Origin of the sequence: Nonomuraea jiangxiensis, assembly GCF_900099965.1 — a bacterium.
In the GTDB taxonomy this organism is placed as follows: Bacteria; Actinomycetota; Actinomycetes; order Streptosporangiales; family Streptosporangiaceae; genus Nonomuraea; species Nonomuraea jiangxiensis.
Map to the genome: position 1 here is coordinate 278951 of NZ_FNDJ01000004.1, position 24999 is coordinate 303949.

Below are 24999 nucleotides of genomic sequence, written 5' to 3' on the forward strand. Positions count from 1 at the left end.
TCCTCACCAGGAAGGGCCCGATCCACCTGGACCGGGCCCTTTCCCTGTGGGCCGGTGCTGTCTCATTTGCACGCGGCGACGATCTCGTCGGCCGCAGCCCGGTACTGCTTGAGCAGCGTCACCTGGCGATCTCGCGGCACGTCACTCTTGGACAGTCCCGCGGTGGCCTGTTCCATCCGGGCCACCGCCTCCTGCGCCGAGCCGGGGAGCCGGCCGCCGAACTGCAAGGTGATCCCGCGTGCCTCCGCCAGGCGGCCGAGCACGGCGTCCTCGAAATACTGCCGATCCTCCTGGCCCCGCGGCTTCAGCATGAGGTCGGCGTAGCCGATGGCCGAGACGACGCGGGCGCACGGGCTGTCGGTGGGATCGCCACCCGTGCTGTAGCGGGCCGCCGAGGAGGCGTTGTCCTGGCAGCCGAGGAGCAGCAAGGGCAACATGAGCGCAACTGCCGACAAACGTTTCACACCGCTCATTAAAAAACGGAGAAGGGGCCCGCGGGGAGCCCCTTCTCCGTCTCGTGATCTACGCCTTGGCCAGCGTGCCCAGATAGAGCTCGATGACCTTGGGGTCGTTGGCGAGCTGCTTGCCGGTGCCGGTGTAGGCGTTGCGGCCCTGGTCGAGGACGTAGCCGCGGTGGCAGATCTGCAGGCAGCGGCGCGCGTTCTGCTCGACCATGATCACCGTCACGCCCGCCTTGTTGATCTGCTGGGCCTGGATGAACACCAGGTCCTGCAGCTTGGGCGACAGGCCCGCCGACGGCTCGTCGAGCAGCAGCACGGAGGGCTCGGTCATGAGCGCCCTGGCCATGGCCACCATCTGCCGCTCACCGCCGGACAGGGAGCCGGCGCGCTGCTTGCGCCGCTCCTTGAGCGCGGGGAACAGCTCGGCCACGAACTCGAAGCGCTCCTTGAACTTCCCCGGCACCTGGAAGGCGCCCATCTCGAGGTTCTCCTCGATGGTGAGGCTGGGGAAGACGTTGTTGGTCTGCGGCACGTAGCCGACGCCGCGGGCGACCAGCGTGTGCGCCTTCATGTTCGTGATGTTCTCGCCCTTGAGCAGCACCGTGCCGCTGCGGATGTTCACCAGCCCGAACATGGCCTTGAGCAACGTCGACTTCCCGGCGCCGTTGGGGCCGATGATGCCGATCAGCTCGCCCTCTTTGACGTAGAGGTCGGAGCCGTTGAGGATGTTGACGCCCGGCAGGTAGCCGGCGATCAGCTCGTCACACCTCAGCAGGGCCTCTGCGGCTCCCTCCAGGTGCGCGGTGCGGTCGGTGATGGCCGCCTGGGACTCGGGGACGGCGTTCACTTCTGCGTCTCCTCCTCGATCTCAGCCTCGAGCTCCGCCTCGGCTTCGTGCAGCTGGGCCTCCAGCTCGCCCTCCGACAGCGGGGCGTCGTGGTGGGCGCCCAGGTAGGCGTCGATGACGCGCTCGTCGGACATGATCGTCGAGGGCGGGCCCTCGGCGATGACGGCGCCCTGCGCCATGACGATCACCCAGTCGCTGATGTCGCGGACCATGTCCATGTCGTGCTCCACGAACAGCACCGTCATGCCCTGCTCGCGCAGGTCCTTGACATGGCCGAGCAGCGACTGCGTCAGCGCCGGGTTGACGCCGGCCATCGGCTCGTCGAGCATGACCAGCTCCGGCTGCACCATGAGCGCGCGGGCCATCTCCAGCAGCTTGCGCTGGCCGCCCGACAGCGACCCGGCGAAGTCGTCGCGCTTGGCGTCGAGCTTGAAACGGACCAGCAGCTCCTCGGCCCGCTCGGTGATCTCCTCCTCCTGGCCGCGCCAGAAGCCGGGCACCAGGGCCCGCCAGAAGCTCTCGCCGCGCTGCTTCTGGGCGCCCAGGCGCATGTTCTCCAGCACCGTCAGCCGCGAGAGCGCCTTGGTGAGCTGGAAGGTGCGCACCATGCCGTAGCGCGCCACCTTGTGCGCGGGCACGCCGTTCATGGCCCGCTCGTTGAACCGCCACGTGCCCGAGTCGGCGGTGTCGAAGCCGGTGAGCTGGTTGAAGAACGTGGTCTTGCCCGCCCCGTTGGGGCCGATCAGGGCGGTGATCGAGCCGCGCTGGATCTCGACGTGGTTGACGTCGACGGCGGTCAGACCGCCGAAGCGGCGCACCACGTTGTCGACCACCAGGATGGGATCGGGCTTGGGGACGCCGGGGTCGCGGGCGAGGTCCTTGAAGGCGGCCTGCGCCTTGGCCTTGAGGCTGTCGGTCATCGTGTCATCGCGCATCGATGGCGATCTCCCTCTTGTCACCGAAGATGCCCTGTGGCCGGAGAACCAGCAACAGGATGAAACCTAGACCAACCAGGGCGTAACGGATGGGGCCCACCTGGATGGTGGTCATGAAGGGGATGTAGCCGTTGGCCACCAGCTCCGCCAGCGTGTTGCCGACGAAGACGAACAGCACCCAGAAGATCATCGCGCCGACGACCGGGCCGAAGACGCGGGCCGCGCCGCCGAGGATCACGATGGTGTAGGCGAAGAACGTCATCTCGGTACCGAACACGTCGGGCTGCACGGCGCCGTTGTAGAGGCCGTAGAGGAAGCCGCCGAAGCAGCCGATGATGCCGCCCAGCGTCAGCGACTGCAGCTTGTAGGAGAAGACGTTCTTGCCGAGGGCGCGCACGGCGTCCTCGTCCTCGCGGATCGCCTTGAGCACGCGGCCCCACGGGCTTTTCATGAGCAGGTAGACGACCACGCAGCTGAGCAGCACAACGGCCCAGCCGACCGTCAGGAACCACATCGTCCGCTCGTCGAAGCCGAACGGGCCGATGCCGTAATGGCCGGCCGGATAGGGGTTCATCGCGTAGAAGTCGCCGTTGAAGCCGCGCCGGCCGTCGGAGCCGCCGAAGATGTCCTTGAAATACACCGAGCGGAAGATGAGCCGGATGATCTCGGCCGCGGCGATCGTCACGATCGCCAGATAGTCGGCGCGCAGCTTCAGCGTCGGGATGCCCATCAGGAGCGCCAGGACCGCCGCTGCCGCCAGGCCGACCAGGATGCCGATCCAGAACGGCAGGTTCAGGAAGACGACGGTGACGGCCATGCCGTAGCCCGCCACGGCCATGAACGCCGACTGCCCGAAGTTGAGCAGGCCGGTGTAGCCGAAGTGGATGTTGACGCCGATCGCGGCCAGGCCGTAGACCACCGTCTCCCAGCCGATGGCGGCGTGGACGGTGGTGGTGAGAATCGTGAGCCAGTCCATGTGGTACCCCCCGTCAGCCGATCCGCTCGCGGCGGCCCAAGATGCCCTGCGGCCGGAAGAGAAGCACGATGATGAGGACGGCGAGCGCCCCGACGGACTTCAGCTCCGGCGGTATCCACAGGGTGGAAACCTGGATGAACACGCCCACCACCAGCGAGCCGACCAGGGCGCCGAAGGCGGTGCCGAGCCCGCCGAGCGTGACGCCCGCGAAGATGAGCAGCAGGATGTCCTGGCCCATGGTGAACTTCAGCGACTGCGACACGCCGAGCATGATGCCGGCCAGCGCGGCGATGGCGGCGCCGAAGGTCCAGATGATGCGGATGACCCGGTCGACGTTGATGCCGGAGGAGGCGGCCAGGGCCGGGTTGTCGGACACGGCGCGGGCGGCCTTGCCGGTGCGGGTCTTCATCAGGGCCAGGCCCACGACGATGAGCACCGCGAGCTCGATGCCCATGGCCCAGAAGTTCTTCGGTGCGGCGCTGATCGGGCCGACCACGATGCCGGCCTGGGTGTTGTAGTCGCTGAAGTTCTCGTTCTGGGCGCCGAAGAAGAACTGGATGAGGTTCCGCAGCAGGATGGCCACGCCGATCGAGATGATCATCATGGCGATCACGCCGGTGCCGCGCTTGCGCAGCTGCCCCCAGAACAGGCGGTCCTGGGCATAACCGAGCCCGCCCGAGACGATCACGGCCAGGATCGCGGCGGGGATCAGCTGGATGCCGAAGCCGACGTTGAAGGTGTAGGCGATGACCGCGCCGAGCGTGATCAGCTCGCCGTGGGCGAAGTTCGTCAGCCCGGTCGTGCCGTAGATCAGCGAGAGGCCGAGCGCGGCGAGGGCGATGATCAGGCCCAGGTTGAGGCCCTCGAAGGTGAGCTGGGCGGCCTGCTCCCAGAACGTGGTCTGGCCGGTGTCCGCAGGGGGCTGGCCCGCGGCGGCCTTGGGCTGGAGCGCGAACAGGACCGTCGAGCAGTTGCCCTCGTAGACGGTGGGCGTGCGGACGTTGTTGCCGCCGCGAACTTCCGAGTTCTGGGGGAGGGTGCTGACGTCGAGGGTGACTCGGTATTTGCCTATCTGGTCGACCTGGACGTCCCACGCGCCTTGCGCGTTACTCGTAACCTCCTTGACGGGTTGTCCGCTCTCGGTGGTCACAGCGATCTTGGCGCCGTTCACTGGCTGGCCTTGGAGTTTGAGTGTTCCCCTCAAGCCCTGGCAGTCGGCCGGTCCCGCGTGGGCGGGTCCGGCGAGCAGGAAGATGAGTCCACCCAGGAAGGCCGTGAACGCGATCACGGCTCTGCGCAATGGTGCTCCCTCAAGTAGGTCAAGGCGGGGTGGTGACCCCTCCATCTCGACACGCGCGCATCGCAGGCACAACTGGGATGCAATGGCGGGAGCTTATTCCGGAGTCGCCCGTTTCAGTATCGTTCGTCACCAATTAGTGACAACCGCGTGTCACTGATGTGAGGAATCAACAACCCTGGTCAGGGGCTAAATCGGCGGAGACGCCTGGCGCATTGAGGAAACGAATCAGTAACGATAGCTGAAAGTTATAGACAAGCCCGCGGGGGTGCCTTTGGGGCCATGTAGGGCTTCCCCGGCCTTACACGTTATCTACCGGGCCTCCCCGCGGGCTCTGCTCAGACCACCGTAGCGACCACTGGGGGCCCCGCGCAAAGGGTCCAGTAAAGTGCCTTGTGAGAGCGTTGCATCAGCGGTCGCGGAATATGCAGGTGAGGCGAGAGGTGCACACCCGCCGCCCCTGCTCGTCGGTGATCTCGATCTCGTACGTCGCCAGCGTGCGGCCCGCGTGCACCCTGGTCGCCACCCCGGTCACGTGGCCGGAGGTCACCGCCCGGTGATGGGTGGCGCTGATCTCGATGCCCATGGCGATGCGCTCGGGGCCCGCGTGGATGGCGGCTCCCACGGAGCCCAGCGTCTCGGCGAGCACCACCGAGGCGCCGCCGTGCAGCAGGCCGTAGGGCTGGGTGTTGCCCTCGACCGGCATGCGGCCCACGACCCGCTCGGGTCCCGCCTCGACGAACTCGATGCCCAGCCGGTCGGCGAGCGTGCCCTCGTGCATGCCGGCGTACACGGAGAGGTCCAGGGGACGATCGGCGGAGCCTTCCTGGGGGTTGGTCTGCGTCAAAGGGGCGTCTCCACTCTTCCGAGCTCAGGTTTTCTGTCGCTGACGCAGACTAGGCTGCGTGTGTGCCGAAGAGTGAAGTGACCCCCAGCCGCCCGTGCCTGCTGCTGCTCGACGGGCATTCCCTGGCTTATCGCGCGTTCTACGCGCTCAAGGACGCCAACCTGATGACCACCGACGGTCAGCACACCGAGGCGGTCTACGGGTTCACCTCGATGCTGACCAACATCCTGCGCGACGAGCAGCCGTCCCACGTGGCGGTGGCCTTCGACAGGTCGGAGCCGACCTTCCGCCACGAGGCCTATTCCGACTACAAGGCCAACAGGAGCGAGACGCCCGAGGACTTCCGCGGCCAGATGCAGCTCATCTTCGAGCTGCTCGACACGTTGCGCGTCCCGCGCCTGTCCAAGGCCGGCTTCGAGGCCGACGACATCATCGCCACGCTCGCCACCCGGGCCGCCGACCAGGGAATGAACGTGCTGATCGTCACCGGCGACCGCGACGCGCTGCAGCTGGTCAACGAGCACGTGACGGTCCTGATGACGCGGCGCGGCATCAGCGACATGACGCGGTTCACGCCCGAGGTGGTCGAGGAGAAATACGGCCTGACCCCGGTGCAATACCCCGACTTCGCCGCCCTGCGCGGCGACCCCAGCGACAACCTGCTGAGCATCCCCAGCGTGGGGGAGAAGACGGCGGCCAAGTGGGTGCGCGAGTTCGGCTCGCTGACCGCGCTGGTCGACCGGGTCGACGAGGTCAAGGGCAAGGTCGGCGACAAGCTGCGCGAGCACGTCGCCCAGGTCCTGATGAACCGGCGGCTGACCGAGCTGCTCCGCGACGTCCCCGTCGAGGTCGACCTGGCCGAGCTCAAGCAGGGCGCCTGGGACCGCGAGGAGATCAACAAGCTCTTCGACACCTTGCAGATCCGCGGCGAGCTGCGTGAGCGCGTGTTCAAGGTGCTCGGCACCGGAGAGCTGGAGCCCGAGCAGGGCTTCGAGGTCGAGACCGTGATCCTCGGCCCCGACCGGGTGAGCGGCTGGCTGGCCGCGCTGCCCGAGGGCCGCGCCGGGCTCGCCTTCAAGGGCGCCTACGGCAGCGGCACCGGGCGCATCGACGGCATCGCCGTGGCGGCGCCCGACGGCACGGCCGCCCACATCGACCCCGTCAAGCTCACCGAGAGCGACGAGGCCGCCCTGCGGGCCTGGCTGGGCGACGACACCAAGCCCAAGGCCGTCCACGACGCCAAGGGGCCCATCCTGGCCCTCTGGGCGCAGGGCATGGAGCTGCGCGGCCTGAGCTGCGACACCGCGCTGGCGGCCTATCTCGCCATGCCGGGGCAGCGCACGTTCGCGCTGGAGGACCTGGCCCGCCGCTACCTCAACCGCGACCTGCGGGCCGAGGAGGAGTCCAACGGGCAGGCCGCGCTGTTCGGCGACGACGAGGACGCCCCGGCCAAGGACCTCGCGCTGCGCGCCCACGCGGTGCGCGAGCTGGCCGAGTCTCTGGAGGCGTTCCTGGCCGGGCGCGGCGGCACCCAGCTGCTGGCCGACGTGGAGCTGCCGCTGCTGGCCGTGCTGGCCGAGATGGAGCGGGCGGGCATCGCCGTCGACGGCGAATACTTCGCGAGCCTGGAGGCCGAGTTCGGCGCCGCGGTCAAGCACGCCGTGGAGGAGGCGCACCGCTCGGTCGGCGAGCAGTTCAACCTCGGCTCGCCCAAGCAGCTCCAGGAGATCCTCTTCACCCGGCTCAACCTGCCCAAGACGAAGAAGATCAAGACCGGCTACAGCACCGACGCCGACCAGCTCGCCTGGCTGGCCACCCAGACCGAGCACGAGCTGCCGACGATCATGCTCCGCCACCGCGACCAGCAGAAGCTGCGCACCACGGTCGAGGGGCTGATCAAGGAGATCAGCGACGACAGGCGCATCCACACCACGTTCAACCAGATCATCGCCGCCACCGGACGGCTCTCCTCGGAGAAGCCCAACCTGCAGAACATCCCGATCCGCACCGCCGAGGGCCGCCGCATCCGGCAGGGCTTCGTGGTCGGCGAGGGCTACGAGACGCTGCTGACGGCCGACTACAGCCAGATCGAGCTGCGCATCATGGCCCACCTGTCCGGCGACGAGTCGCTCATCGACGCCTTCGCCTCCGGCCACGACTTCCACCAGGCCACCGCGGCCCGGGTGTTCAACCTGCCGCCGGAGCAGATCGACGGCGAGCTGCGGGCTCGGATCAAGGCGATGAACTACGGGCTGGCCTACGGCCTGTCGGACTTCGGGCTGTCCGGGCAGCTCAACATCCCGGTGGCCGAGGCGCGGGCGCTGAAGGAGGAATACTTCACCGAGTTCGGCGGCGTGCGCGACTTCCTGCAGGCGATCGTGCAGCAGGCGCGCAGCGACGGCTACACCGAGACGATCATGGGCCGCCGCCGCTACCTGCCCGACCTCACCAGCGACAACCGGCAGCGCCGGGAGATGGCCGAGCGCATGGCGCTCAACGCCCCGATCCAGGGCTCGGCGGCCGACATCATCAAGGTCGCCATGCTCCACGTGCACCAGGCGATCCGCGAGGCGGGGCTGGCCTCCCGGATGTTGCTGCAGGTCCACGACGAGCTGGTGTTCGAGGTGGCGCCGGGCGAGCTGGAGGAGCTCACGCAGCTCGTGTGCGACCAGATGAACGCCGCCTACCACCTGCGGGTGCCGCTGGAGGTCTCGGTGGGCGTCGGACGCACCTGGGAGGACGCCGGCCACTGAGCCCTCCGGCCCGTCCGGGCGCCGCCGCCATGGACGGCCCGGCCGGGCACGGGCCGTTCGGCTTCGGCAAGGGCCGGACGTTGTGGCCGTGGGTTTCAGGTTTCCCGCCGCGGAGCGGTCGCGGGAGCGGGGTCGCGCGACTACCCTCTGAGCATCCTTTCGCCGAGTGGCCGGGGGCATTGTGCGGACACCAGCGTCCCTCACGCGGACCGTGGGCGTCGCGAACGTGGTGGTGGTGACGGTCGCCGTCGTCGGGCTGGCCCTCATGCCGTCGGGCAACCGGCCGCACACCAGGCCGCAGGAGGTCGCCGCGATCGCGACCGCCCCCGCGCCGCCCACCCTGACCCCGGTCGGTCAGCCGCCCGGGGTGGTGGCCACGCCCGAGTTCGCCCGGCAGGTGCACGCCAACGAGGCGGGGCTGGTGCCGGTGCTGATGTACCACCGGATCCTGGCCAAGCAGGTCGCCTCCATCGACCGGACCCCGGCGCAACTGCGGAAGGAGTTAGAGACGCTGGCCGAGCAGGGCTACGTGCCGATCACGGCCAGGGAGTTCGCCCTCGGCGACATCCGGGTGCCGGTCGGCAGGTTCCCGGTGGTGCTGACGTTCGACGACGCGCATCCGAGTCAGTTCGCGCTGGACGCGAGCGGCAACCCCGCGCCCGGTACGGCCGTGGCCGTCATCCAGGAGGTCGCCGCCCGGCACCCGGGCTTCCGGCCGACCGCCACGTTCTGGATCACCAGGGAGCCGTTCGGGCTGGTCGGCACGGAGTCCCAGAAGACCGCCCTGCACTGGCTGGTGGACCACGGGTACGAGGTGGCCAACCACACCTGGAGCCACCCCAACCTGCGGACGATCAAGCGCAAGCGGGTGCGCGAGCAGATCGTCCGGCTCGAACGGTTGCTCAAGAAGCTCGGCGTGCCGCCCTCCACGACCCTGGCGCTGCCGTACGGGTCCATGCCCCGGGTCAGGAAGGACACCCGGACCGGAGCATGGGACGGCACGCGTTACAATTTCGCGGGCGTGTTCCTCGCCGGGGCCGAGCCATCGCTTTCGCCCTACGCGAAAAATTTCGACCGTGGCGCGATCCAGCGGATCCAGAGCAACGGGAGGAAGGGCGAGTGCCGCAAGTGGTGCTCGCAATACTGGCTGGACTGGCTGCGCAGGCACCCTGGTGAGCGCTATGTCTCCGACGGCGACCCGGACCGGATCTCCATACCGGAGGCACTGCGGGGTAATATCGTGGCCAAGCGAGGGCTCCAGGTCATCGCGTACTGACTCCTCCCCGGATTGACCCCGTGGCGAAGGTCTCATATGCTGATCGCTGCGCTGTGGGCTCGCGCGCGCCTCAGACGGAGCGGGCTCGCGCTCGGTCACGTCGATGTCGTTACTTCCTCGGCTTGATGCGGAAGAGGGCCTGCCGCGCGTCCGCCACATCGACATCCTGTCCGCGTTCGGAGCAATTCCACACATGACGTCCAGCACTGAGGCCACCTCGAGCACCCCGCAGGTAGCGGTCAACGACATCGGGTCCGAGGAAGCCTTCCTCGCAGCGATCGACGAGACCATCAAATACTTCAACGACGGTGACATCGTTGAAGGCACCGTCGTCAAGGTCGATCGAGACGAGGTTCTTCTCGATATCGGCTACAAGACCGAGGGGGTCATCCCCTCGCGCGAGCTTTCGATCAAGCACGATGTCGACCCTGCTGACGTCGTGGAGGTCGGTGAACACGTCGAGGCCCTCGTTCTCCAGAAGGAGGACAAGGAGGGTCGACTGATCCTGTCCAAGAAGCGCGCCCAGTACGAGCGCGCCTGGGGCACGATCGAGAAGATCAAGGACGAGGACGGCATCGTCACCGGCACCGTCATCGAGGTCGTCAAGGGTGGTCTCATCCTCGACATCGGCCTCCGCGGCTTCCTCCCCGCGTCCCTGGTCGAGATGCGCCGTGTCCGCGACCTGCAGCCGTACGTCGGGCGCGAGCTCGAGGCGAAGATCATCGAGCTCGACAAAAACCGCAACAACGTGGTTCTGTCGCGCCGCGCCTGGCTTGAGCAGACGCAGTCCGAGGTTCGCCAGACGTTCCTCAACACCCTGCAGAAGGGCCAGGTCCGCAAGGGCGTCGTGTCCTCGATCGTCAACTTCGGTGCGTTCGTGGACCTCGGCGGCGTCGACGGTCTCGTGCACGTCTCCGAGCTGTCCTGGAAGCACATCGACCACCCGTCCGAGGTCGTCGAGGTGGGCCAGGAGGTCACGGTCGAGGTCCTCGACGTGGACATGGAGCGCGAGCGCGTCTCCCTGTCGCTCAAGGCCACCCAGGAAGACCCGTGGCAGCAGTTCGCCCGCACCCACCAGATCGGCCAGGTCGTGCCGGGCCGGGTCACCAAGCTGGTGCCGTTCGGTGCGTTCGTCCGGGTCGAGGAGGGCATCGAGGGTCTGGTCCACATCTCCGAGCTGGCCGAGCGGCACGTGGAGATCCCGGAGCAGGTCGTCCAGGTCGGCGACGAGATCTTCGTGAAGATCATCGACATCGACCTCGACCGGCGCCGGATCAGCCTGTCGCTCAAGCAGGCCAACGAGGGTGTCGGCACCGAGGTCGAGTTCGACCCGACCCTCTACGGCATGGCGGCCACCTACGACGACCAGGGCAACTACATCTACCCCGAGGGCTTCGACCCGGAGACCGGGGAGTGGCTCGAGGGCTTCGACCGGCAGCGCGAGGAGTGGGAGCGGCAGTACGCCGAGGCCCAGCAGCGCTTCGAGGCCCACAGGAAGCAGATCGAGGAGGCCCGCAAGGCCGAGGCGGAGGCCGGCGAGGCCGCTCCCTCGTCCTACAGCGGTGAGACGCCGGCCCCGGCCAGCGGCGGCTCCTCGTCCTCCGCTCCCGCCAGCGGCGCGCTCGCCTCTGACGAGGCCCTCGCGGCGCTCCGCGAGAAGCTCGCCGGCGGCCAGAGCTGAGACCGTAGGTTGATGCCCTAGGCCAGAGCCGTAAAGGAAAGGCCCCGCACCGTGCAAGGTGCGGGGCCTTTCCCGTTCACGGGAAGCCGAGCGCCGTTCACTGGAGGCCGAGCACCCGGGCTGCGGGAGGCCGAACACCGTTCATCGGAGGCCGAGCACCGGCCGTGGAGGCCGAACACCTGTCACCGGAGGACGAGCACCGCCCGCGGGACGCCGAGCACCGGTCACCGGAGGCCGAACGCCGGCCGGGGGAGGCCGAGCACTGGCCGGGGGAGATGCGGAAGGGGGCTTGCCGCATTGCCTCCTACGGTCGGAGGCATGAACGAGATCGAGCCCTTTCACATCGACATCCCGCAGCCCGACCTGGACGACCTGCGCGAGCGCCTGCGGCGCACCCGGTGGGCGCGGCAGTTGCCGGGCGGATGGGACCGGGGCGTGCCCGTGGCCTACCTGCGGGAGCTGGCCGAATACTGGGCCGAGGGCTTCGACTGGCGCAAGCAGGAGGCCGAGCTCAACGGCTTCCCGCAGTACACCACCGACGTCGACGGGCAGCGCATCCACTTCGCGCACGTGCGCTCGCCGGAGCCCGGCGCGCTGCCGCTGATCATGACCCACAGCTGGCCGAACTCCTTCGCCGAGTTCCGCCACGTCATCGGCCCGCTCACCGACCCGCGCGGGCACGGGCTCGACCCCTCCGTGGCCTTCCATGTGGTGGCGCCGTCCCTGCCCGGTTTCGGGTTCTCGCCGTTCCCGGAGCCTCCCGGCGAGCGGCCCTGGAGCATCGAGCGGGTGGCGCGTACCTGGGCCGAGCTGATGCGCCGGCTCGGGTACGAGCGGTACGGCGCCCAGGGCAACGACGCCGGGGCCCTGGTCACCCCGCAACTGGCGGTGCTCGACAGCGAGCACGTGGCCGGCTCGGCCATCACGGCCGGGCTGGGCATCCCCACCGGGCGGCCGGGCGAGCTCGACGGGGCGAGCGAGGAGGACCTGGCCCTGCTGGCGGACATGACGGGCCGGATGGCGGGCGGCAGCGGGTACGGCCCCTACCTGGCCGGCCGGCCCCAGACGCTCGCGTACGGGTGGGCGGACTCGCCCGTCGCACAGCTCGCCTACCTGGTGGAGCGGTTCAAGGAGTTCGACGGCTGGGGGTCGGAGGCCGAGCCGATCGATCGGGACCTGGTGCTGACCAACGCCACCCTGTACTGGCTCACCGGCACCGGCGGGTCGTCGTCGTGGACGTACTACGACGGGGCGGCCGGGCTGCCCATCGACCAGCGCGTGGTGCCGAGCGGGGTGACCCATGGCGGGCCTCCCGTCCTGCGGCGCATCGCCGAGCGGGAGAACGACATCGTGTACTGGGGCGAGGCGCACAGCCCGAGCCACATGGTGGCCATGGCGGCGCCGGACTCGCTGGTGGAGGGCATACGCGCCTTTTTCCGGCTCGTCCGCTGAGCGGGCGGCAGATTTTACCCAGGACCTTCGCGACCCGGTCACCCGCCAGGCCCGCCGCTGACAGACTGACCTGCGCTGTTGGCGCGGACTCGCGGAGGGCGATGCAATGAGCGTGGTTCGGCGGGTGCTCTGGACGCTGGCCGTCCTGGTGACGGTCGTCCCCGCCGGCGGTCCGGCCAGTGGCGCGGCAGTGGATCCGATGCGGCAGGGGATCGGCTGGTGGGACTGCGGTGACGGGCTCCAGTGCGGCAGGCTGTCCGTGCCGGTCGACTGGGCCAGGCCGAGCGGGCCGCGTACCGAGGTCGATCTTGCCAGGATGCCCGCCAAGGAGCCGCTGCGCAGCCTCGGGGCGCTGGTGGTGAACACCGGTGGCACGTCGACCGTGCAGGACGTACGGGCCCGGCCGGACACGGTGAGCGAGCTGACGCGGTGGTTCGACGTGGTGCTCGTCGAGGCGCGCGGGGCCGGCGACCGGGGGAGTGCGGCGGCGGTGCGGTGCCCGGTGGCGGCGCCCGACCCGCGGCGGCTGTTCACCCCAGGAGCGGCTGTATGGCACGCCTACGCCCGCGACAACGCCGCCTATGCCCGCAGTTGCCGGACCGCCGCCGGGCCCGCCTACGAGGGACTCACGTCCTGGCAGGTGGCTCACGACCTCGACGCCCTGCGCGCCGCGCTCGGTGAGCCCCGGTTGCGTTACTTCGGCAACTCCTACGGGGCCGTGTACGGGCAGGCGTACCTGGAGCTGTTTCCCCGCCGCGCCGGGCGGACCTACCTGGAAGGGGTGCCCGACCACGCCGAGGCCGGCCTGGGACGGCGGCTGATCGCCCACGCGCGGGCGGTGGAGCGGCAGTTCCACCGCTTCCGTGACTGGTGCCGCGGCCGGATGGGCTGCCCGCTCGACGACGACGCGGTGAGGGTGTTCGACGGCCTGCTGAAGGCAGCGCCGCTGCCCGCCGGACCGGTGCGTACGGTGGACGACCGGCAGATCGCCGCCGCCGTGCTGGCAGGGCTCGTCCCGCAGCGCTGGCCGGAGCTGGCCAGGGCGCTGGCGGCGGCCGGGGAGGGCGACGCGAGCGCCCTGGCCGCGATGGCCGAGGTGACGGCGCCCGTGCCGCCGGGCACGGTGACGCGGGCCCTGGAATGCCACGACCTGATGTCCTCTGTACCCGGTCACCGGCGCTTCGTGGCCATGGAGTCGCGGCTGGGTTCCGTGGCCCCGCGGGTGGGGTGGCTGAGCGGCCGGGCCGAGATCGCCCGCTGCCTGGGGCTCCCGGCCGGGGCGGCGGGCCGGCGACCCCATCCACCGGCCGCCGGGCGCCGCTCGGTCCTGGTCGGCATCGGGCGGCTGGACACCGTGGCCCCGCCCACCGGCGCGGCTCATGTGGCCCGGCGGATCCCGGGGGCGGTGACGCTGTGGCACGGCGACGGGCACGGCGCCTACCTGGAGCAGGGGGTCGGCAAGCTGCGCGCGACCTGCCTGCGCGCACATGTGCACCGCTATCTCGTGCACGGGACGCTGCCGGAGCGCGGCACCGCCTGCCCTGGGGACCTGACGGCGGCTCTGGACGCGCGGATGTAGGGTGCTGCCCGTGATGATCGAGCGGGCGGTGGCGGCGGACGCGGGCGAGATCCTCACTCTGCAACGGGCGGCCTACGTGGCCGAGGCGCAGCTCTACGGCGACCCCTACATTCCGCCGCTCGTCGAGTCCCTGGAGCAGGTCCGCAAGATCGTCGAGACCGCCGTCGTGCTCAAGGCGCTCGACGGGAGCCGGATCGTCGGAGCGGTGCGCGGCCGGGTGTCCGGCACCACGTGCCTGGTCGGCCGGCTCGTCGTGGCTCCCGACCGGCAGGGTCAGGGGCTCGGCACCGCGCTGCTGCGGGCCCTGCACGAGGCCGTGCCGGAGGCGGAGGCGTTCGACCTGTTCACGGGGCACCTGTCGGAGGGCAACCTGCGGTTCTATCGCCGCCTGGGCTACCGGGAGACGCATCGCGAGCGGATGGACGACCACCTGACGCTGATCCACCTGCGCAGGCGGCCGGATGGATCCCCTCCTCCGCGCTGATCACGGCGCGGGCCGGCCAGTCGTCCCCAGCCGGTCGGCCCTGGCTGCGGCGGCCTGCTCATGCGCGGCCCGTACGATCCTGGTCGTCATGTTTCGGCAATGACCCCGTAGGCTGCTGCCGTGTTGAAGATTGGGCTCACGGGCGGGATCGGATCGGGCAAGAGCGAGGTGTCCAGGCGGCTGGCCGATCGGGGCGCCGTGGTGGTCGACGCCGACAAGATCGCTCGCGAGGTGGTCGAGCCTGGCACGCCCGGCCTGGCGCGGGTGGTGGCCGTGTTCGGGGAGGAGGTGCTCCGCCCGGACGGCTCGCTCGACAGGGAGAAGCTCGGCTCCATCGTGTTCGCCGACTCCGACAGGCTCGCGGCGCTCAACGGGATCGTGCATCCGCTGGTGGGGGAGCGGGTGGCCGAGCTGCAGGGGCAGGCCGCAGCTGACGCCATCCTGGTCTACGACGTGCCCCTGCTGGTGGAGAACAACCTGGCCCCGATGTACGACGTGGTGATCGTCGTGGACGCCGCCGACGAGGTGCGCATCCGCAGGCTGGCCGAGCACCGGGGCATGCCGGAGGCCGCCGCCGAGGCCCGCATCGCCGCCCAGGCCCGCCGGGAGGACCGGCTGGCGGTGGCCGACCTCGTGATCCCGAACGAGGGCTCGCTGGCGGAGCTGGACGACCGGGTGGCCGAGGTGTGGGACGAGCTGGAGCGGCGCGCGGCCCGCATCTGACGGCGGCGTCCGAGCGCGCGGCCCGCCGCACCCCCACCCCCGCGGCAGGCACGCCCTCCGCCCCGCACGCCCTCCGCCCCCCACGACCTCCGCCCCCCACGACCTCCGCCCGCCCGCGAGGCAGGTGACCTCCGCTCCGCCCACCCCCGAGGCAGGTGTGACCTCCGTCCGCCCCGGAGGCAGGTGTGACCTCCGCAAACCCTCCCGGCAAGTGCGGCCTCCGCCGCCGGTCGTGGGGGTGATCGACCGGCGGCGGAGGGAGCAGGGATCACTGCGGGCCGTGCTCCTCGGACCAGACCTCGGTGCCGTCCTTGTCGTAGCCGATGAGCCGGAAGCCGTCGCGGTACATGTCCTCGCTGTGCCGCTGCGTCCCCGCGAACAGGCGGAAGCCGCCGATCTTCCACGGATCCGGCCTGGTGGTGGCCTTCGCGACCGTGCCGTCGGGGAAGACGAGCTCCACCCTGGCGGTCCTGCTGCTCGCGATGCCGAACCAGTGCTCCTTGTGGTCGCCCAGTTCCGCGCTCATCGGCTTGCCGTCCATGTCGATCAACGGTTTGTCGGGGCCGCCCCGGTCAAGCACCGCGCCTCCGGGTGAGAGCGCGTGCGTGCGGCCGACGGCCTTCCCGTCCAGCTTCCAGATCAGGGTCTTGTCCGGCACTTCGTACAGGCCCACGACCAGTTCGCCCGGCATCTTCAGCGTCCGGCCCACCGGCTCGGCGGTGGCCTCGGGGACGATGAAGGGCTGCGGCTGGACCTGCGTGATCCTCTCGCCCCCCTGCCCGGTGAACTCGAACGCCGTCACCTTCTCCGCCGAGGGGACGGTGACGGTCCAGATGCCCTGCGGGGCGCCCTTGAGCTGGTGGATCGTTCCGGAGACCGGGCCGGAACCGGTGACGGCGGTGACTCCGGCGACGTCGTCCCGTGCCGTGCCGAAGTACATCACCTGCCCGGTGGCCGGTTCGGGGAAGCCTCCGGTGGAGCCCTGCTGGGTCGCCACCTCGGTGCCGAGGGGCCGGCGGCACCCCGTCGCGCCGGCACCGGTCCTGTTCGTCGTCTGTACGCACAGGGCCGTGCCCTCGTCGGTCCTTGCGTACCAGAGTGAGATCGGCCGGTTCTCGGACGGATCGTTGAGCCGCAGGGCCTCGCCGATCCGGAACTTCTCGCCCGTGTAGTCCTTGTGCGGGAACCTCATGGTGGCGGCGGGGCTGGGGGCGATGGTGCCGGTGGCGACGTCGGCGCGTTCGGTGCCGCGCGTGGCCACCAGACTGACCGGGACGGCGATCGCCGCGACACAGACGCCCGCCACCAGCGCGTTCCTGGTCGTCCTGCGCCGGTTCGAGATCGAGACCACGGTGTCGGGGAAGCGCGGCGGCGCCTTCGGGGCACGCTCGGCGGCGTTCGCGAGCCTCGTGCGCAGATACGATTCCAGCTCGTCGGTCATGTGGCACTCCCCTTCGCGGTGGGGTTGGGCAGGATGGTGCGGAGTTTGGCCAGGCCGAGCGACGCGTGGCTGCGCACGGTTCCGCGTGAGACGCCGAGCACGGCGGCGATCTCCTCGTCCGAGAGGTCCTCGTAGTAGCGCAGCACCAGCACGGCACGTTGTTTCTTCGGCAGGCCGGCCAGCGCCGGCCAGAGGCCGTCGTCCGAGGGCGGCCGGTCGGTCCGCGCCGTGTCGGGGAGCGCCCAGTCGAGCCGCTCCCGTCTGCGCAGGCGCCACGTCCTGATGTGCAGCCTGGCCATGATCATCCGGGTGTACGCCTCCGGCGCCTGTTTCTGGCGTACGCGCGGCCAGGCGCGGTGCAGCCGGACCAGCGCCTCCTGCGTGAGGTCGGCCGCGTCATGCGGGTTGCCGCTGAGGAGGTAGCCATAGCGCAGCAGGGCGTCCGCCCGCTCCGCTACGAAGTCCTCGAAGCGCTCATCCAATGAGCTCTGCCTTTCCACGGTTCTGTCATGGGATAGAGGCGCTTCACCGGTCGGACTGTTGAATCTCCAAGAAAAAAGGCGCTCAGAAGGGCGAGTCGAGCGGCACCTGCCGCACCCCGGGCAGGTAGGGGTCGAGCTCGCCCAGCTCGAACCGCGACATCCCGATCACGTGCCAGAACTGCCCGCCGGCCTCCCCCTGCACCTTGTAGCGGCCGTCAGGCGACAGCGCCGCCCAGCCCTCGGCCAGCCCGAGCAGTGTGGCCCGCCGCTGGCCGCCCTCCCAGAGGATCACCACGCCGTCGTCGCCCGCGCTGGCCAGCAGGTCGGCGGCGGGGCTGAAGGCGACCGACCACACCCGGCGGGCGTGCCCGGCCAGCGCGTGCCGCAGCTGCCCGGTCGCGGTGTCCCATACGCGTACCAGCCGGTCGTCGCCGCCGGTGGCCAGCGTGGCGCCGGAGGCGTCGAACGCCGCGCTCCACAGCCGCCCGCCACGCGGGTCGAGCGTGTGCGCCAGGCGCGGCTGCCAGGGCTGTCCCGGCCGTAGCTCCCACACCAGAGCCCTGCCGTCGCTGCCGGCGCTGGCCAGGTGTTTGCCCGAGGGGGAGAAGGCCACCGAGTAGACCCGGTCGGTGTGCCCTTCGAGGGTGGCGACCCGGCCGCCCGAGTCGACGTGCCACAGCCGGACGAGCCGGTCGTCGCAGCCCGTGGCCACGTAGGAGCCGTCGGGGCTGAAGGCGATCGAGCGCACCCGCCCGCGGTGGTCGGTCAGGTTGCCCGCCAGCCTCCCGGTCGGGCGGTACCAGATCCGGACGCTGTCGTCGTCGTTGGCCGTGGCCAGCATGTTGCCGTCGGGGCTGAACGCCTCGGCCCAGACGTGGTCGGTCTCGGCGTTGAGCTCGCGCTCGTAGTCGCCGGTGGTGGCGTTCCAGAAGTGCACGCCGCCGTCGTTGCTGGAGGTGGCCAGCACGGGACCGGCGGGGGAGAACTGGGCGGAGATCAGCCGGTCGGCCGTGCCGGTGAACTCGCGCAGCCGCCGTCCGGTGCGGGGCTCCCAGACGCGTACGACGCCGTCGTTGCCGCTGGTGGCCAGCATCGTCCCGTCGGCGCTGAACCTGACCGAGGTGATCCGCCGCCCGTGGCCGCGCAGCAGCCGCTGGCACTTGCCCGAGGCGGGGTCCCACAGCCGCACGGTGCCGTCGTTGCTGCTGGTGGCGAGCTGCTGCCCGTCGGGGCGGAACGCGAACGGCCACACCGAGCTGCGGTGACCGGCCAGCTCGACCCGGGTGCCGCCGCCGATCGGCTGGATCCTGACCACGCCGCCCGAGTCGCCGCTGGCCAGCACCTGCCCATCGGGGCTGAACGTCACCTGGTAGACCGCCGCCGCGTGGGTGGTGTGCACGCCACGGGCCGCGCCCGAGGGGTCCCACAGGCGTACGCTGCCGGCCGTGTCGCCGCTGGCCAGCAGCGAGCCGTCGGGCGAGAACGCCACGCAGTAGACGCTCCCGGCGTGCCCGTCGAGCGTGTGCAGCAGCCGCCAGGTGGCGGTGTCCCACAACCGGATGGTGCCCGCCTCGTCGCCGGTGGCCAGCAGCCGGCCGTCGGGGCTGTGCAGCGCCCGGTAGACGCTGCCGCGGTGGCCGTCGAGGGTCGTCCGCATCTGGCCGGTGCGCAGGTCCCAGACGCGTACGACGCCCGCCGCGTCGCCCGTCACCAGCACCGCGGGGCCGAACGACGCCGTGTAGATCGGCGCCTGGTGCCCGCTCAGCTCGTGGACCGGCCGGCCGGTGGCCGTCTCCCACACGCGCAGCACGCCGTCACCGCCGCCGGCCGCCACCAGCTCGCCCGTGGGGTCCAGGCGCACCGGCCAGACGCCGTCGGCGTGACCCGTGAGCCTGCGCAGCAGCTCGCCGGTGAGAGAGTCCCACAGCAGCACGGCGCCGTCGCTGGAGCCCGTGGCCAGCAGGTCGCCCGCGAACGTGACGGCGTAGACGCGGCCCCGGTGCCCCTGCAGGGTGCGCACGGGGGCGCCGCCGACGCACAGCAGCACGCCGCCGTCCTCGTTGCCGATGGCGATCGTGGCACCGTCGGGGCTGTAGGCGATCGGCTCGGGCAGGCGGCTGACCTGGAAGTGGTAGCCGTACGGGACGCCGATCCCGGCCGGCGCGAACTCGACCTCGACCGGCTGCCCGGGCACCACCGCGGCTCCGTGGGGATGCGGCAGCGTGCCGGTCACGTTGATCAGCGAGGCCCGGTGCCAGCGGGCGCCGTCGGCGGCCACGTCGCTCAGGTTCACCTGGGCCAGCCGCGCGCCCGACAGGTCGGCGCCGCCGAGGTCGGCCCCCGTCAGGTCGGCCCGGTCCAGCCGGGCCCCGATCAGCTTGGCCCCGCGCAGGGTCGCCCTGGACAGGTTGGTGCCCGCCAGTGTGGTCTCGGACAGGTCGGCGCCGGTCAGGTCGACCTCCCGCAGGTCCCTGGCCGACAGGTCCTCGCCCTTGAGGTTGGCGCCGCGCAGGTCGGCGCGGGCGGGGGTGCGCAGCCGGGCGGCGATCTTGACGGCGTTCGCCCTGGCCACGTCGTCGGCCGGCGGGTCGGCCGCCCACGCGCGCAGCGCCGGGATGTCGGCCAGGTCGCACAGGAACTCCACGGTCAGCGCCGACAGCGGCCGGCGGGACAACCAGCCGGGATTGCCCGCGGCGATGTGCCGGGCGATCAGCCACTCCATCACCGAGGCGTGGATGAACCCGAACATGCCCTCCTCGGTGCGCACCAGCAGGCTGCCCGAGCCCATCGCGTGCGCGGTGTGCGCGGCCGAGAGCTGCCCGCTGGCCAGGTCGGTCAGGGTCTCGCCGATCTCGGTCAGCTCGTCCACGCCCAGCAGCGACTCCCCGGTGTCCCACAGCCGCAGGGCGAGGGCGGTCACCGCCTGCCACAGCTCGTCGGTGCTCAGCGCGGGGGGCGAGCCGGGCACCTTGGCGCGCTGCTCCTCGAAGGCCAGCCAGGAGCTGAGGATCTCCTGGTAGAGCAGGGCGGGGCTGATGGTGTGGCGGGCCGAGGCGACCGTACGCAGGCGGTCGGAGTCGAGGTCGGCGATGAAGCTCAGCATGCGCGGGTTCTGTGCCAGCGCCAGCAGGTCCTTGATCTCCCCCATCAGCGACATGCGCGCGCTGGCCTCGTCGCCGTTGTCGAACCGGTTGGCCAGGTAGGAGCGGATCTGGTCGTGCGTGAAGTCCTCGACGCTGAGCACCCGCCGCTGCGGCAGCACCCCGACCATCTCGCCGAGCGAGGTCAGCACCTGGCTGTGCGACTTGAAGTGCTGTGTACGGCTGGCCACCACGATCTTGGCCTTGTCCTCGGCCGCCGCCAGCAGCGTGGCCAGGTGGTCGGCCGCCCGGTCGTAGGTCAGCCGGGTCACCAGCTCGTCGAACCCGTCGAACAGCAGCACGATCCGCCCCTGCCTGAGCAGGTAGCGGAACGCCTTGAGGTCGATGAACTCCTCGCCGTGGCCGGCCAGGTGGGCCGCGACGAGGGAGTCCACCGAGTGCGCCTTGTCCAGGGCGCGCAGCTCGATCAGGATCGGCGTCAGGTGCGGCAGCTCGGCCGGGATGCGCCGGGCCAGCTCGCGCAGCGCGAACGTCTTGCCGTGGCCGAAGTCGCCGAGCAGCAGCAGGAACCGGCCGTGGTCGGTGGCCAGCAGCCGCATCAGCTCGTCGGTCAGCCCCTGCTTGACCTGGTTGCCGGGCCGGTCCAGCTCGCGGTAGCGCTGGGGCACGTACAGGCCGGGTGGGTAGCGCCGGTCGGTGGTCAGCCTGGCGGTCTGCTCGGTGACGTAGCCGGTCAGGTCGAGCAGCCCCTGGAACTCGGTGAAGCTGCGCAACCGCAGGCCCTTGCGCACCAGCTCGTCGCGGATCGCGCGGGGCGCGGGCGTCCCCTGGTAGACCAGCTCGGCGGCCAGGCCGGTGGCGTGCGCCTGGCGGAGGAAGGCGTCCGCGACCTCGCCGGTCACCTCGCCCACGTGCGCGCCGATCATGAACTGGCGGACGAACCCGTCCTCGGGATGGGTGACCACGAGGTGGGCGGGGAACCTGCGGATCTTGGCCCGCTCGTGCCTGGCCTCGCAGACCTCGGTGATCCGGTCGAGCAGCAGCTCGGTCGGGGTCGGGGCGCGCTCGTCCGGTTTCGGTCCGGCCACGGGGGCGCGCTGGACCTCACCGGTGAACGTGGCCCGCCCCCGCCACGGGCGCCGGACCCGTGCCGGCGCGCCGGCGTCCGGCACCCAGGTGCGCAGCCCGTCGGGGGTGATCTCGACCACGTGGTGCCGCCCGGACCGCGGCGCGGCGATGCGCCCCTCCGCCGCCTGTCCGGACCCGCCGTGGAAGAGTAGGTCGAGCCGGTGGGCGAGGAGCCGCTCGAACGTCGGCGCGTCGCGCAGCTCGCCCGGCGGGTGCCCGATCGCGCCCAGCCGCAGCCACCCGCTCTCCTCGTAGGGCCGCAGCCGCTCGGCGAACCAGGCCGCCTGCGCCTCGCCGAGCAGCGCGTACGCGTCCCGTTCCAGATGGCTCATCGCCATCGTCGAGTTGAGCCCCGCCACGACCACCTTCAGATCGGGCACCTCGAACAGGGTCCACGGCTGCCCGCCGTCGAACACCCGGTCGTCCAGCCCCTGGTAGACCTCCCCGAACAACCCGGCGAAATGCCGCCACTTGGGCCAGTAGGGGGGCTGCGGGCTCACGTCGTCGGCCTCGCAGGTCATGAAGTAGGCGCTCGCGGCGGCCTTGGTGACGTCGCGCGGCCCCGGCAGCAGCACCAGCCGGTGCGGCTCCAGGCCGAGCAGCAGCCTCAGGTCGGTCACGAACCGCGTCGCCTGCCCGAACTGCCCCAGGCTGCCGGACTCCGTCAGGTCGCCGGACACCACCATGAGGTCGGGGCGGGGCGTGCCGCGGTCGTACATGGCGGTCAGGTCCGCCCAGATCCGCGCCTGCATGTCCTCGGGCGTGAACGGCTCGCCCGGATCGGGCAGCGCCCTGCCGAAGCGGGGGCCGCCGATGTGCAGCACGCTGATCGACTCGCGCCCCTGGCCGGAGCCCTGCCCGGGCGGGAACTTCGGCGCCGTGACGGGCGCCCGGCGGGCCCCGGCCCGCTCGCCGCTGGGCGGCGGCAGCGTCGGCGCGGCCACCGGCGCGCGGGACCCGTCGGGGAACGCGGGCGCCGCCTCCGGCTTGGCCCGGCCCGCCATCGCCTCCCCGACCCGGCCGAGCAACAGCGCCCTGGCCTGGCCTGGGTCGGTGACGCCGAGCAGGTCGACCCAGGTGATCATGGACAGCAGGCCCTCGACCTGGACGTCCTCCAGCCGGATCGTGACCAGCTTGTTGGAGGGGTTGTCGGGGTCGGCCCGCAGTGCCGCCTGCCACTCCATCCGCCCGTAACGCGAGGTCAGGTAGTTGCGCGAGAGCACCGCCACGACGAGCTGGGCCTCGCTGACCCCGCGGTCCATGAAGTCGATGAAGTTGGTGCCGGGCACGAAGTCCCACGCCTGGATCATGGTCCTGTAGCCCGCGGCCTCGAGCTCCCAGGCGATCCAGGTCGCCCAGGCCGTGTCGGCCGGGGAATAGCTCACGAAGATCTGGGTCGGCCTGCCGTCACGCGCCATCTGCCCAGTATCCCGTGCGGGACCGCACTTTTGGAGGCGCTGCCTCGGGCGACCGAGCCGACTCCGCGGTGGAGGCGGAGAACAGGCTGTGCGATCATCGTCGGGTGTGGCGGCGTCTAGGCGTGCTCGACCTGGTCAGGATCGGGTTGCTCGTGCTCGGGGTGCTCTTCGTGGCGACCGGGCTGCTGCCGTGGGAGGCCGCGCTCGACAGCCTCACCCACATCGGCCCGCTGATGATCTTCCTGGTCGCGATCATCGTACTGGCGGAGCTGACCAAGGAGGCCCAGGTCTTCGACGCCATCGCGGCGCGGATGGCGGTGCTCGGCCGCGGCAACTACACCGCCCTTTTCTTCCTGTGTACGGCCTTCGCCTCACTTGTCACGATATTTCTTAACCTGGACACCACCGCGGTGCTGCTCACCCCGGTCATGCTCGCCCTGGCCCCCCGCGCCCGCATCGCCGCCCTGCCCCTGGCCATGACCACCATCTGGCTGGCCAACACCGCGAGCCTGCTGCTGCCCGTCTCCAACCTGACCAACCTGCTGGGCATGCAGAAGATCGACCTCGACGCCCAGGAGTTCGCCGCCCGCATGTGGGCGCCGCAGATCGCCTCCATCGCGGTGACGATGGCGTTCCTGTGGGTGTTCTTCTGGCGCCGCGGCGAGCGGCGCGACCTGCGTTACACCCCGCCGGTGCTGGAGCCGGTCACCGACCGGGTGCTGTTCGCCGCCGCCTCGGCCGGGTGCCTGCTGTTCATCGCCCTGCTGCTGTTCGAGGCGCACGTGGCGGTCGCCGCCGCGGCCGCGGCCGCCATCGTCGTGGTCGCCTTCCTGGTGCGCGGCCGCGAGCGCCTGACGTGGAGCCTGATCCCGTGGCAGCTGGTGATCTTCGTGACCGGCCTGTTCCTGGTGGTGCCCACGCTCAGCAGGCACGGCCTGTCCGACCTGATGACCTGGATGATCGGCACCGAGCAGGACCCCTACCGCACCGCCGCCGTCGGGGCCGGGCTGTCCAACCTGATCAACAACCTGCCCGCCTACCAGGCCGTCGAGACCGTCATCCCGGCCGACCAGCGCGACCACCTGCTGTCCCTGCTGGTCGGCACCAACGTCGGCCCGGTCATCACCCCGTGGGCGTCGCTGGCGACGCTGCTGTGGTTCGAGTCGTGCCGCCGCCACGAGGTCCGGGTGCCGATGCGCCGCTTCCTGCTCACCGGCACGGGCCTGGCCGTCGTGGGCGTGCTGGCGACGGTCTGGGCGCTCGTCGAGTTCGGCTGAAGGCCGGGCCTTTCCTCAGCGCAGCAGGGCGAGCAGCTCGGGCAGGGCGCGCGGGTGGGCGGCGACGAAGCTGCGGTCCTCCGCCGTCCCGTCGATGCCCTCCTCGAACGGCCCCCCGTCCAGCGCCCGGATCTCGATCCCGGCCTCCAGAGCGAGCAGCGCGCCCGCAGGCAGGTCCACCACCTCGGCCCGGTAGCCGACGATGCCGTCGATGGCGCCGCGGGCCAGCATCGCCCACGCCAGCAGCGGCGCCCACAGCTGCAGCACCCGCCGGGCGCCGAGCTCCAGCGCCGACCTCAGCACCCGCCCGGTCGCGTCGTCCCTGGCCACGGCGTAGCCCTGGGTCCAGGCCACCAGGGGGCCATGCGGTCTGGGCTCGTACGAGGGCGCCAGGCGCACGCCCGACGAGGCGCCCGCCGGGCAGGAGAGCGTGCCCCGGCCGCGGATCGCCGACAGCGTCCGGGCCGAGACCGGATCGTGCACCACGCCCAGCACCGGGCGGCCGGCCCGGCACAGCGCCACGCCCACCACGTAGGCGGGCAGGCCGATCGCCACGTTGTTGGTGCCGTCCAGCGGGTCGACCAGCCACGTCCACTCGCCGCCCGCGCCCTCGACCACCCCCGACTCCTCCGCGATCACCGAGTGCGACGGGTAGGCCGTCAGGATGCGCTCCAGCAGCAGCTTCTCCGAGGCCAGGTCGAGATCGGTCACCACGTCGCCCGCGTCGCCCTTGGCCCGGACGCCCAGCGCCCCCCGCGTGCCCTCCAGGAGCAGCGCTCCGGCGGCCTCGGCGGCTTCGACGGCGACCGCGCGGGCGTGGTCCAGGTCCATCGGGTCTCCC

The 24999-nt window shown here is 71.1% G+C and carries 18 protein-coding genes; 8 read left to right on the forward strand and 10 right to left on the reverse strand.

Annotated features, from left to right (window positions below; genetic code table 11):
- Positions 1-62 precede the first annotated feature (62 nt).
- From BLS95_RS10695 to BLS95_RS10720, 6 genes are all read right to left on the reverse strand, one after another.
- Positions 63-437 (reverse strand): hypothetical protein, encoded by a 375-nt coding sequence (locus BLS95_RS10695; protein WP_090930753.1) that lies wholly within the window; start codon positions 435-437, stop codon positions 63-65.
- Between the two features lie 85 nt (positions 438-522).
- The gene (locus tag BLS95_RS10700; RefSeq protein WP_090930754.1) at positions 523-1308 is read right to left on the reverse strand and encodes an ABC transporter ATP-binding protein; all 786 of its coding nucleotides are present in this window, start codon (positions 1306-1308) and stop codon (positions 523-525) included.
- Positions 1305-2228, reverse strand: coding sequence for an ABC transporter ATP-binding protein (locus BLS95_RS10705; protein WP_218135711.1), 924 nt, complete (start codon positions 2226-2228; stop codon positions 1305-1307). Before BLS95_RS10705 ends, BLS95_RS10700 begins: the two co-directional genes overlap by 4 nt.
- Positions 2229-2232: 4 nt before the next feature.
- Positions 2233-3219, reverse strand: a complete 987-nt coding sequence (locus BLS95_RS10710; protein ID WP_090930756.1) for a branched-chain amino acid ABC transporter permease — start codon at positions 3217-3219, stop codon at positions 2233-2235.
- A 13-nt stretch (positions 3220-3232) separates the two neighbouring features.
- Complete coding sequence (locus tag BLS95_RS10715; RefSeq protein WP_245764974.1) at positions 3233-4519, reverse strand: branched-chain amino acid ABC transporter permease; 1287 nt, start codon at positions 4517-4519, stop codon at positions 3233-3235.
- Positions 4520-4925: 406 nt separating this feature from the next.
- A complete protein-coding gene (locus BLS95_RS10720; RefSeq protein ID WP_090931017.1) occupies positions 4926-5297 on the reverse strand; it encodes a PaaI family thioesterase in 372 nt (123 codons plus the stop codon).
- Positions 5298-5425: 128 nt separating this feature from the next.
- Here BLS95_RS10720 and polA point away from each other — a divergent pair, with 128 nt between their 5' ends.
- From polA to coaE, 7 genes are all read left to right on the forward strand, one after another.
- Positions 5426-8116: a DNA polymerase I gene (gene polA / locus BLS95_RS10725; RefSeq protein WP_176993123.1), complete on the forward strand. Its 2691-nt coding sequence runs from the start codon at positions 5426-5428 to the stop codon at positions 8114-8116.
- Between the two features lie 211 nt (positions 8117-8327).
- On the forward strand, positions 8328-9392 hold the full coding sequence (locus BLS95_RS10730) for a polysaccharide deacetylase family protein (RefSeq protein ID WP_245764975.1): 1065 nt from the start codon (positions 8328-8330) through the stop codon (positions 9390-9392).
- Between the two features lie 193 nt (positions 9393-9585).
- On the forward strand, positions 9586-11073 hold the full coding sequence (gene rpsA / locus BLS95_RS10735) for a 30S ribosomal protein S1 (RefSeq protein WP_090930758.1): 1488 nt from the start codon (positions 9586-9588) through the stop codon (positions 11071-11073).
- Positions 11074-11391: 318 nt separating this feature from the next.
- Positions 11392-12525, forward strand: a complete 1134-nt coding sequence (locus BLS95_RS10740; RefSeq protein ID WP_090930759.1) for an epoxide hydrolase family protein — start codon at positions 11392-11394, stop codon at positions 12523-12525.
- Positions 12526-12631: 106 nt separating this feature from the next.
- Positions 12632-14104 carry an alpha/beta hydrolase gene (locus BLS95_RS10745; protein WP_090930760.1) on the forward strand — a complete coding sequence of 491 codons (1473 nt, stop codon included), beginning with the start codon at positions 12632-12634 and terminating at the stop codon, positions 14102-14104.
- A 13-nt stretch (positions 14105-14117) separates the two neighbouring features.
- Entirely contained in the window at positions 14118-14588 is a 471-nt protein-coding gene (locus tag BLS95_RS10750; RefSeq protein WP_090931019.1) for a GNAT family N-acetyltransferase, read from the forward strand.
- Between the two features lie 120 nt (positions 14589-14708).
- Entirely contained in the window at positions 14709-15311 is a 603-nt protein-coding gene (gene coaE, locus BLS95_RS10755) for a dephospho-CoA kinase (RefSeq protein ID WP_090930761.1), read from the forward strand.
- A 268-nt stretch (positions 15312-15579) separates the two neighbouring features.
- Here the strand turns inward: coaE and BLS95_RS10760 are convergent, their stop codons facing one another.
- From BLS95_RS10760 to BLS95_RS10770, 3 genes are all read right to left on the reverse strand, one after another.
- Entirely contained in the window at positions 15580-16752 is a 1173-nt protein-coding gene (locus BLS95_RS10760) for a hypothetical protein (RefSeq protein ID WP_090930762.1), read from the reverse strand.
- Positions 16749-17234 (reverse strand): SigE family RNA polymerase sigma factor, encoded by a 486-nt coding sequence (locus BLS95_RS10765; RefSeq protein WP_090930763.1) that lies wholly within the window; start codon positions 17232-17234, stop codon positions 16749-16751. The genes BLS95_RS10760 and BLS95_RS10765 overlap by 4 nt, the downstream gene beginning before the upstream one ends.
- A gap of 82 nt (positions 17235-17316) precedes the next feature.
- Complete coding sequence (locus tag BLS95_RS10770) at positions 17317-22881, reverse strand: WD40 domain-containing protein (protein ID WP_090930764.1); 5565 nt, start codon at positions 22879-22881, stop codon at positions 17317-17319.
- A gap of 104 nt (positions 22882-22985) precedes the next feature.
- Here BLS95_RS10770 and BLS95_RS10775 point away from each other — a divergent pair, with 104 nt between their 5' ends.
- A complete protein-coding gene (locus tag BLS95_RS10775) occupies positions 22986-24158 on the forward strand; it encodes an ArsB/NhaD family transporter (protein ID WP_090931020.1) in 1173 nt (390 codons plus the stop codon).
- A 15-nt stretch (positions 24159-24173) separates the two neighbouring features.
- On the opposite strand, the gene BLS95_RS10780 is transcribed toward BLS95_RS10775, so the two are convergent.
- Positions 24174-24989, reverse strand: a complete 816-nt coding sequence (locus BLS95_RS10780) for an inositol monophosphatase family protein (protein WP_090930765.1) — start codon at positions 24987-24989, stop codon at positions 24174-24176.
- Positions 24990-24999 lie beyond the last annotated feature (10 nt).